Origin of the sequence: Streptomyces sp. NPDC091682 (assembly GCF_044756625.1) — a bacterium.
GTDB lineage: Bacteria > Actinomycetota > Actinomycetes > Streptomycetales > Streptomycetaceae > Streptomyces.
The window spans coordinates 1-8969 of the sequence record NZ_JBIVTH010000057.1; the positions used below are offsets into that span (position 1 = coordinate 1).

Below are 8969 nucleotides of genomic sequence, written 5' to 3' on the forward strand. Positions count from 1 at the left end.
CGCCGACCTCTACAAGAAGCGGAACACGGTCGAACGCCTGATCAACAAGCTGAAGGCCTGGCGCGGCATCGCCACCCGATACGACAAAACCCCGGCATTCGGCTGCATTCAGGAAGTCATTGGCCCGGATCATTGGGACTATGCAGGCAGGTCGCGTCGTGGCTGAGCAAGACCTCGGCGGTGGGGCTCCCGGAGGCTGTTCTTGCTTCGTACGGTGGCTGCATGGGCAGGGACAGGGTGCCCCGGCTGAAGCTGACCGTGATCACGGATGACGCTTGCGGGCCGCGGCTGTGCCGGGGTGCGGTGGTCCGCTGATGCCGTCGGCGAAGTCGACGGCGGTGTTCTGCGAGGACGCGCGCCGTTCGCGGCACTGGCGGCGGGTGCGGCGGGCGAGGGCTCGGACCGAGGCGGTGAAGGCCGGTGTGACGGCCTCGTGTCCGCAGTGCGGGATGGTGTGGACGGTCGGTGTCGACCATTTGATGTCCGCGGTGCACTGCTCTCCCGCCTGCCTCAAGCAGGCCTGGCACTCGCGGCGCGCACCCGCTGGCGGGTTGTGAGCCTGCATGTTCGGTGCCGGTGGGGCTGCTTCGGGCGCCGGGGCCGCACGCCCTTGGCTGCCGGGCGTGGCGGTCGAATGGTGTGAAGCAGCAGCCGTCCAGGGCGAGTTGATGACACGCGCGGGTGTTGTCCCCGGGGCTCGTGGGGGTGGTGCCCGGATGACCGGGATGATCGGCAGTGTGACCCGACAGCGCTACGACCAGCCGGTCAGGCTGGGGCGGGACTGGGTCTTAAGCTGCCGCCCCGGAACCGGGACGGCAGCTTCGTACCGGCAGGCCGCGCGCCAACGCGGTCACTGCCCGAATCTCTGGTCCTACGGTTGCAGCCGGTAGCAGTCAGAGGATCGATGGCTGCCTCGGCAACCAGCTTCGCCACCATCTCCCTTCCTGCCGCAGATCTCAACCCGGTCTGAACGCCATGAGCCAAAACCGCCATGGCGGCCTGCCCCGCCGGCCGGACGCGGAGGGGGCGGGTACCGAGCCGCCGGGAACACCCGTGAGCCAATGCGAGCAGGCAGAACAGCCTGTCGAGGCGCGCTCCGGCGCTCTGCCGCAGGCTCTCTCGCCGGTCCTGTAGCGTGCCGCCCGGGAAGCGCCAACTTCCTTTTTCCGAAAAGTACTTGCAGCCGACACCAGTAGCTGACGCTCTGCCGTCCGCACTTCGTACTCAGTCAGAAAGACGTGCCGACATGCCCACGAATGGACTCGTCTCCTCGCCCGGCGAACGGGCCGCCTCCGGCCGCCAAGGACCCGAGCAGCGCCATCTGCCCCTGCCGTACGTCGCGGGCCTGGTCTCGTTTCCCGTGTTGGGGACGGTCCTGGCCTTGGCGGGCCTGCCGACGTCCGAGATTGTCCCCCTTCTGGCGTCCTGCGCGGCGCTCGGTGTCGCGGCAATGCTCGTCGTCGGCGGGGGCCGCCGGCTCGCAGCGGGGCTGGCCTCAGCCGTCCTGCGCATCACCCAGTAGGGCGGGACGTTGGGACGCCCCGAGAAGCCAGTGGACTCGACCGACCCCGTCCGCGCCGCTTTGGCCGCGCTGTTACGGGGAGCCCGCGGCAGAGCCCGTCTGACCTACGCACTGCTCGCGCTGCGCACCACCAGCTCAGCCGCCACTCTCAAGCGCGCCGCCTCCGGCAAGGAGGTCCCCGCCTTGGCAACCGTCACAGAGTTCCTCAGTGCCTGCGGAGCCACGCAGGAGGAGGTGACGATGGCGACGTACCTGGCCGAGGCGGCCCACGGACAGCCGCGCGACGTCCCGGCCTGCACCGTGATCGAGCCGGCTGGGATCTTCACCGAAGGCGAGCTCAACAGCGCGCTGGTGTCCCTTCACCGGAACGCCGGTCGCCCGTCCTACCGGCAGGTGCAGAGCAGGGGCGGAAGCGAGTGGCTCGCTCCGAGCAGCATCTGGGCCATCCTCCGAAACCAGCGGCTGCCGGCCAGCCAGGGGCAGATGGCCGCCTTCCTGCGGGGCTGCGATGTTGCCGAAGAACAGCAGGGATCGTGGCTGGCCGCGTGGGACAGGGCGAAGCGGCCGCACGCCATGCCCGGCGCCCTTTGCCTGTCCGGCTCGTCCGGCAGCCATGCCCCGTCCGGGCGGTACGCGGCGACGTGTCTCCCTCGCGTCACGAGGCGCGGGACGGAGATGCATCGCGAGCGCACAGCCCCCGTTGCCGTACCCGTGTGGTGGGAGGCGGCCCGGTGGGCCAGTGACCTCGTGGGGCTGATCGACGCCGCACACGGCATTGACACCCGCTCGCTCGCCCGCCGGGCCGGGCTGTCGCTGGACTCCACCACCCGGCTCCTGGAGTGGCTCCGCCGCCAGGGCTTGGTCGCCACCGTCTCGGGCGCCCACTTCCCCGGACCGGCTCTGGAACCGCTGACCCGCCCCGGCCGCCCGCTCCTGGGCCACGCCCTCGCCCGGCTGCGCGACGAGGTGGGCGCCGCGGTGTACCTCAGCAGCTACACGGACGGTGACGTCCAGGTCCGGGAGTGCTCGTACAGCAAGTCCGCGCCGCTGGCGGAGGAGTGGGTCCCCTTCAGCGCTGCGGGTCACGCGAGCGCCGTCGGGAAGATCCTCCTCGCCCAGCTCGACGGCGACGCCCGAATGGACCACCTCACCCGACACCCCGCCGTCAGGCTCACCGAACGCACCATCACCGACCCGCTCGCGCTCTTCGAGAACCTCGACCGGGGCGGCCCGCGCGGTGCCCAGTTCAGCCTGCTCGAGTACTCCCTGGACGTGGTTTGCGCCGCCGTCCCCCTCGGCCTCCCCGGCCAGGTCAGCGGCCTTGCCCTCTCCCTCCCGGCCAGCCAGTACCCCCGCCTCCTCACCGCCGCCCAACGCCTGCCCGACCTCGCCCCCACCCTCCTCTTGGCCCGTCTCCTCGACGACCGCCCCGACCCCACCACCGCCACCGGCCGCTGGCCGGAGCTCCTCGTGGCTTAAACACACCCGACCAGCCCGCCAAGCGCTGAGCCCCGACGGGTTCGGACCCCGTTCGTCTGACCCCGTCCGCTTGCGCACCACTCACGCACAACGCCTGCCACCCCATTGCCGACCTGCGTCTTTGAGTCCTGTGCACGTGCCACTCGTCGCCGTGCCCGCAGCAAGGGGGGCCGGCCGGGGACACGTTGATACTCCATCGGCACTGCCTGCCATGCGGCGGGCATCAGTGGCTGCGCCCGGGCCATGATGCCGGCAATCTCCTGCCGCAGGCGGGGCAGCACTCGGTGCAGCGCCCGCGGGACGGAGTGGAAGCCGGCGGCCTCTCCATCGGTGTAGGGGCGGCGCCGGGCAGCGGCCAGGGCACAGGCCGCCCACCTGTCCCGGCCCAGCGCCCAGCGGTCGCCGTCGATCACCCGCACGGCGCTGATGCTCGGGTCGGCGGCTGCGGCGGCCACGATGTCGGCCGCCACCCGGCAGGCCCGCGCGAGCGCGGCCGGGGTGGAGAGCGCCGTGACCACGTCGAGCTCCAGGGCGCGGGCGTGATTGACCAGGGTGCGCTGCCTGCTGTCACAGGATCGGGCGGCCAGGGCCACGGCCGGCGCCAGGGTCACGGCCTCGATCCGGTAGCCGGCCCGGGCGAACCGGCCCGCGCTCAAGGCGAAGTCGGCGGCGCTGGTGAAGTCGGCCTCGATGAGCAGGTCGCGGCTCCGTTCGCGTACGTACGCCTCGGCCTCGGCCTGCCAGAGCTCGGCATCCGGCCTCACCAGGTCGTCGGCGGTCCGAGGGATGTCGTTGACCAGTTCGAAGTGGTCCGGGTGGTGGCCGCGCAACATGTCGGGATCCACTACGACGGTGCGCGGCCGCATCACCCGGCGCAGCATCCGCCGCGCGTCCAACTGGCGTGCGCCCGGCTCGTCGACCAGGTAGACGACCAACGGGTCCGGACGGAAGGCAGCCTTGCACAGGAAGGTCGGGGCGATCGGGTCGTCGAAGGTCCAGCGGTGCTGGTCGCGGCTGAGTCGGTGGTAGCCGCTGCCGGGCGAGCCTGGGCGCGGGTGCGCGATGCGGCGGACTGGCTCGGCGGCCGCAGCGGCCCGCTCGGCATCGTGGGTGACGGCCAGGCGGCGGTCCGCTGGCAGGCACTCGTCGTGGGCCATGGCCTCGGCGCGCACCACGCTCTTATGGCCGTGCATGCAGGTGCCCGGCCGTGGCCGGATGGCCTCATGTTGATCCGAAAGGGCGATGCCGCGTAGGCGTCCCAAGGCCGTCCGTGCAGAGCTGTGGCGGCCACAATGGCAGTATCCGGTTCTGAGGATCCCCGGTGTCTCCGCGCGGACTCGTGCAGCGATCCGCCGGGTCGAAGACCAGGAGATGTGGCCCAACGCGGTCGCCAAGGCACTCTCGTGCTTCGAGCGGGCTTTCAAGAAGCCCGGACGCTACCTGGACGCCTCCGCGTTTGATTCGCCCGGGGTGGGAGACGCCCGTGATGACCTGGAGTGGGCGATGCTGTATCTTCCGCCCGGAGCCAAAAGGGACTTGGGTCGATTGATCACGCGTATCGATGAGGAATTCGAGCGCCGCACCTTGCCGGAGCCCAACTACAACCAGTTGGCGACGACGCGCTGGTGGTGGACCAGAATGCGTGAACGCTGACGGTCCCCCAGGTCCCCACCCCTGCCTGTAATCGAACGAACCCGTCACCCTCCGCGACCGCTCCCCAAGATCTGTGCCAGAACCTCGAACCCATCGACATTGATCACGCGGCGGTACCCCTGGCGGGGTGGGCACCGCTGGTGGGTGGGGCCCGGGGGATTCCGGCCTTCCGTCGGGCTTCCAACCGAGGGACTTATCCCGGATGGCTGAGTGACGGTTGTGGTGTTCGAAGGAATGCCTGGATCTCGTCGGTTCCGGGCGTGTAACCGTCCGATGTGTCCACGACGAGGGTCGGTACGTTGAGGCTGATGGCTTTGAACCGCTCCGGGTCGTAGGCGCCGGCTTCCATGTCGGCGAGGAGGGCCTGATCGCCGTGGGCCGCCCGGTGGCTGTCGGTGCGGGCGCGCTCGGCGATGCGTTCGGTGATGGTCAAAGTGGGTGTGGTGCATCGGATGATGCGGAGGTCGGCGAGGTCCAGGAGGGTTTCCAAGCCTGGTCGCCAGAGCCGGTCCTGGAAGGCCGCCTCGGCGACGAGGGTGACTCCCGCCTGGACGAGGATGGTGATGGTCTTGAAGAAGACGTTCAGGGTGGGGATGTTGAGGGGGCCGTCGCCGACGGTTGGGTGATGTGGGGTGCTCATGACCATGCCCTGTTTGATCTCGTCGCGGATGATCGCTGGGCAGCCCAGCTGCTGGGCGAGGGTGCGAGCGAGCGTGGTCTTCCCTGTGGCGGGAGGGCCGCTGACCACGACGAGGGTCGGGCGGTTTTGCATGGGCGGCACTCCGATGCAGGCAATCACGACTGGTCAGGACGGAGATCAGCGGCACCTGGCCGCTTCTGGAGCTGGAAGGCGATGAATCCGGGCTGGTGGGCCAGTTTCTCGTAATCGGTCGGATGGTGGTGGATCATCGAGTGGGCGGGTTGGTGTTCGATGAGGCGGTCGACGGCGAGGCCCGCGGCGGTGAACTCGTCGAACCATGCCTGGAGGGGCTGACGCGAGTAGGGGTGGGTCATGCCGTCTGACCAGGATTCCTCGCCAAGGCGGGCGTCGAAGTAGCTGCCGCCGTCTGCGAGCCAGTCCGCGGTGGGGTGGCTGGTAGAGATGGTGATCCTCCCGTCGGGTCGTAGGACGCGTGTGAGCTCGGTCAGGGCGATGACGGCAGCCTCGTCGGCAGAGGCGTCGGCGAAGCCGTCATACGGTGCGTCAGCGGGCTGCCTGCGCGGCTGCCTTCAGCGGGATATCGGCCTCCGGACTCCGCCCGGTCCACGAGACGAGGCCGTGGGGGAGCAGACGATCGAGGAGGGCCTGGTCGGGCGGGCGGTGTGCGGTGAACGTGCGTGCAGGCGCCGCGGACGGCGTGTTCGTAGACGTGGGCCGTCGTGGGCAGGCCCAGGGCGCTGCGGGCATCGAGTCGCTGGTCGAAGTCGCGGAACCACTTCCGGTGCTCCTGCGCGAGGTTCCCACGGCTGGCCAGCGTCGGTAGAGGGTGTCTCGGTCGGGAGTGAAGGGGGTGGGGCTGCTCCGGTAGGCGGAGGTGACGCCGGGGACGAGGTGATCCGGTCCGCGGTCGGCGCGGCGGCTTTGAACCGGCCGGCGCAGGGCCGCCCGAGCGTCGCGGCTGGCGCCGACTCGAAGAGGGCCGGCTGGATGGCTGTCCGCGAGAAGAGTGCCGCGCAGTGGGAGAGGGACGCGGTCTGCGCGGACCTGCAGCGCCAGGGCTGGACGTTGAACCCGAACCCGAGGGGCGACCGCCCCGATGCCTCCTCCCCGTAGCTGCAAGCGCCAGGGCCGGTACTCGCTGGTGAGCACGCGCGGCAAGTCCCGGGTGCCGTCCACCGGCTCCGCTCTGACCGACGCGCAGACCTCCCCGACCCGGACCGGGCTGCAGCTGAACCTTTCCGACATCCCCCTCCCCGAGATCACCGTCCGCATCGGCTGACCCCTCACACAGAAGCTCACACCGTCTTCCTAGGACACCGCGCACGCTGCCGCCACCGGCGGCCTCGCCGAGAACTCGCTACGAAGAGGGCTTTACCAGCCGTTCTACGGAAGACGACGGCTCATGCCGGGGCTCGGCCGGCAGTGAGCCGACCGAGGTTCGCAAGGGGGAGTGGCGAAGACCTTGCGGTCCTCCCGGCGGGCAGAGTCGCGTCATTCCGGAGTTCCGCACGCTTCGGCCGGAGCGTCCGCGCCCGTATCGCCGCCGGCGCCCGACATTCCCCGGCGCGGTTGACAGTGCCGCCACAGGCCGTTCCGCGGGGCTTTGGAGGCGGCGGACTCCGGTCGCGCCGCGGATGGTGCGGCAGGGGTCAGGGGAAGGCTGCCGCTGTACGTACCGGCGCAGGGCAGGCCCGGTCCGCATGACCGAATACCACCCCATTGGCCTGCTGGCCGAATGTGGAGCCGCAGTGTTGTCGAGGAATCGGCTGCCGAGACATGATCACTTCTCGCACGACCTGACTATTCATTCGGGAACCGGAGCAAGAGCCCTGAAATCCCGACCGGTTCCGGTCTCTTGCCGCTCCCAGACTCATCGAGGCAAAGCGGGAGCCGGGAGCGTTTCGGCATCGGCAGCTCTTTTCTGCCGCCGCGCAGACGCTTCGCGCTCTCTCATGTCACTTTCAATGAAAGGAATTCCAGGCTTTCATGTACAAACGTTCAGGGTTCCTCGCCCTCACCACGGTGGGCATCGTGCTGTGCACCGCCGGTCTCACGCCTTCCGTAGGTCAGGCAGCCGGCGGTACCGGCGACGGGAAGGGTTCCTATGCCGACAGCAACGGCCTGACAGCGTATGACGTCAGGCTCATCAACGCGCTGAACGAAGAAGCCCTGGACTTGGGCCTGCCGGGCGAGACCTCCGGCAGGGACCTGCCGAGCGCCACCGAGTCCCTCAGGGCCTCCGCCGCGGCCGGCGACAGGGTGACGCCGCCCGCCGAGCCGCTGGACCGCATGCCCGACGCGTACCGGGCCCGTGGAGACAGGGCCACTACCGGGATCAGCAACTACATACGCAAGTGGCAGCAGGTCTACAGCCACCGCGACGGACGAGTGCAGCAGATGACCGAACAGCAGCGGGAGCAGCTGTCCTACGGGTGCGTCGGCGTCACCTGGGTCAATTCAGGGCCCTATCCGACGAACAAACTGGCCTTTGCGTCATTCGACGAGGAGAAGCACCGGAACGCTCTGGAGAACACCAGTCCCCGGCCGGGTGAGACACGGGCGGAGTTCGAGGGGCGCATCGCCAAGCAAAGCTTTGACGAGACAAAGGGATTCAACCGGGCCCGAGATGTGGCATCCGTCATGAACAAGGCCCTGGAAAGCGCCCATGACGAGAGTGCCTACCTGAGCAGCCTCAAGGCGGAGCTCGCGAAGAACGGCGACGCCCTCGCCGCCGAAGACAGCCGTTCGAACTTCTACTCGGCCCTGAGGAACACCCCGTCCTTCAAGGACAGGAACGGGGGCAACCACGATCCGTCCAAGATGAAGGCGGTCATCTACTCGAAGCACTTCTGGAGCGGGCAGGACCCCCGGAGTACCTCCGACAAGCAGAAGTACGGGGACCCCGACGCCTTCCGCCCCAACCAGGACACAGGCCTCGTCGACATGTCGAAGGACCGGAACACCTCACGCAGTCCTGCCAAACCCGGCGAAAGCTATGTCAACTTCGACTACGGCTGGTTCGGGGACCAAAAAGAAACAAACCCTGACAGCACGATATGGACCCACGCCAACCACTACCACTCGCCGGAAGGCGGTATGGGGCCCATGCAGGTATACGAGAGCAAGTTCCGCAGCTGGTCCTCCGGATACACGGACTTCGACCGCGGAACCTACGTCATCACCTTCATACCCAAGAGCTGGAACACCGCACCCGCCAAGGTGAAGCAGGGCTGGCCGTAACGACTCGCCCCCTCACGAGCGCGATTCTGCGCAACCACCGCTGAACGGCGCGGGGGCCGCTCCTCGGCCACGCCCGGTAGGAGGCCCCGACGGTCGGCCTCGGGGCCCGGGGCTCGACTGCAGGCCGGCCCGGGGGGCGTCTGTAGGCCGGGATCCGGCGGAGCGGCCCTGACGAGTCGACAGGATCACGACTCCGAGTCTAATTGGAAAGCGGAAGGGAAGAGTCCCTTCTGTGGTTTCAGGAGCCGATGACGTACGCGCGTTCGATCATGTACACGTCCCCAAGGAACCCTCCACGGCCACGCCTCCCGCGCCGCAGCCCCCCCCGTTATGTTTTTCGCGGTCCTGCAATGGGGCCGCTGGCCTCCGGGCCCGGTATGACTGTGTCCCCTCTGTCGGACGAATGACCTGGGG

The 8969-nt window shown here is 69.0% G+C and carries 9 protein-coding genes and 1 pseudogene; 6 read left to right on the plus strand and 4 right to left on the minus strand.

Annotation, left to right across the window (positions count from 1 at the left end; translation table 11 throughout):
* Positions 1-94 (plus strand): annotated as a pseudogene (locus ACIQK6_RS42835) (IS5/IS1182 family transposase); the annotation flags it as partial.
* Between the two features lie 168 nt (positions 95-262).
* Here ACIQK6_RS42835 and ACIQK6_RS42840 read toward each other — a convergent pair.
* Complete coding sequence (locus ACIQK6_RS42840) at positions 263-514, minus strand: hypothetical protein (protein ID WP_329094856.1); 252 nt, start codon at positions 512-514, stop codon at positions 263-265.
* Positions 515-1246: 732 nt separating this feature from the next.
* On the opposite strand from ACIQK6_RS42840, the gene ACIQK6_RS42845 reads away from it, so the two are divergent.
* Together ACIQK6_RS42845 and ACIQK6_RS42850 are read left to right on the plus strand one after the other, a co-directional pair.
* Positions 1247-1522, plus strand: a complete 276-nt coding sequence (locus ACIQK6_RS42845; protein ID WP_329094854.1) for a hypothetical protein — start codon at positions 1247-1249, stop codon at positions 1520-1522.
* 30 nt (positions 1523-1552) lie between these two features.
* Positions 1553-3001 (plus strand): IclR family transcriptional regulator C-terminal domain-containing protein, encoded by a 1449-nt coding sequence (locus tag ACIQK6_RS42850; protein ID WP_329094852.1) that lies wholly within the window; start codon positions 1553-1555, stop codon positions 2999-3001.
* On the opposite strand, the gene ACIQK6_RS42855 is transcribed toward ACIQK6_RS42850, so the two are convergent.
* On the minus strand, positions 2998-4194 hold the full coding sequence (locus tag ACIQK6_RS42855; RefSeq protein WP_329094850.1) for a zeta toxin family protein: 1197 nt from the start codon (positions 4192-4194) through the stop codon (positions 2998-3000). The two genes, ACIQK6_RS42850 and ACIQK6_RS42855, sit on opposite strands and share 4 nt — an antisense overlap.
* A gap of 178 nt (positions 4195-4372) precedes the next feature.
* Between ACIQK6_RS42855 and ACIQK6_RS42860 the strand changes: the two genes are divergently transcribed.
* A complete protein-coding gene (locus ACIQK6_RS42860; protein WP_329094848.1) occupies positions 4373-4654 on the plus strand; it encodes a hypothetical protein in 282 nt (93 codons plus the stop codon).
* Positions 4655-4847: 193 nt separating this feature from the next.
* Here ACIQK6_RS42860 and ACIQK6_RS42865 read toward each other — a convergent pair whose 3' ends face one another.
* Positions 4848-5426, minus strand: a complete 579-nt coding sequence (locus ACIQK6_RS42865) for an AAA family ATPase (protein ID WP_329094846.1) — start codon at positions 5424-5426, stop codon at positions 4848-4850.
* Positions 5427-5449: 23 nt separating this feature from the next.
* Positions 5450-5668 carry a hypothetical protein gene (locus ACIQK6_RS42870; protein WP_329094845.1) on the minus strand — a complete coding sequence of 73 codons (219 nt, stop codon included), beginning with the start codon at positions 5666-5668 and terminating at the stop codon, positions 5450-5452.
* A 743-nt stretch (positions 5669-6411) separates the two neighbouring features.
* Between ACIQK6_RS42870 and ACIQK6_RS42875 the strand changes: the two genes are divergently transcribed.
* Together ACIQK6_RS42875 and ACIQK6_RS42880 are read left to right on the plus strand one after the other, a co-directional pair.
* Positions 6412-6594: a hypothetical protein gene (locus tag ACIQK6_RS42875; RefSeq protein WP_329094843.1), complete on the plus strand. Its 183-nt coding sequence runs from the start codon at positions 6412-6414 to the stop codon at positions 6592-6594.
* 707 nt (positions 6595-7301) lie between these two features.
* Positions 7302-8555: a protein-glutamine gamma-glutamyltransferase gene (locus ACIQK6_RS42880; protein WP_402697802.1), complete on the plus strand. Its 1254-nt coding sequence runs from the start codon at positions 7302-7304 to the stop codon at positions 8553-8555.
* Positions 8556-8969: the final 414 nt, after the last annotated feature.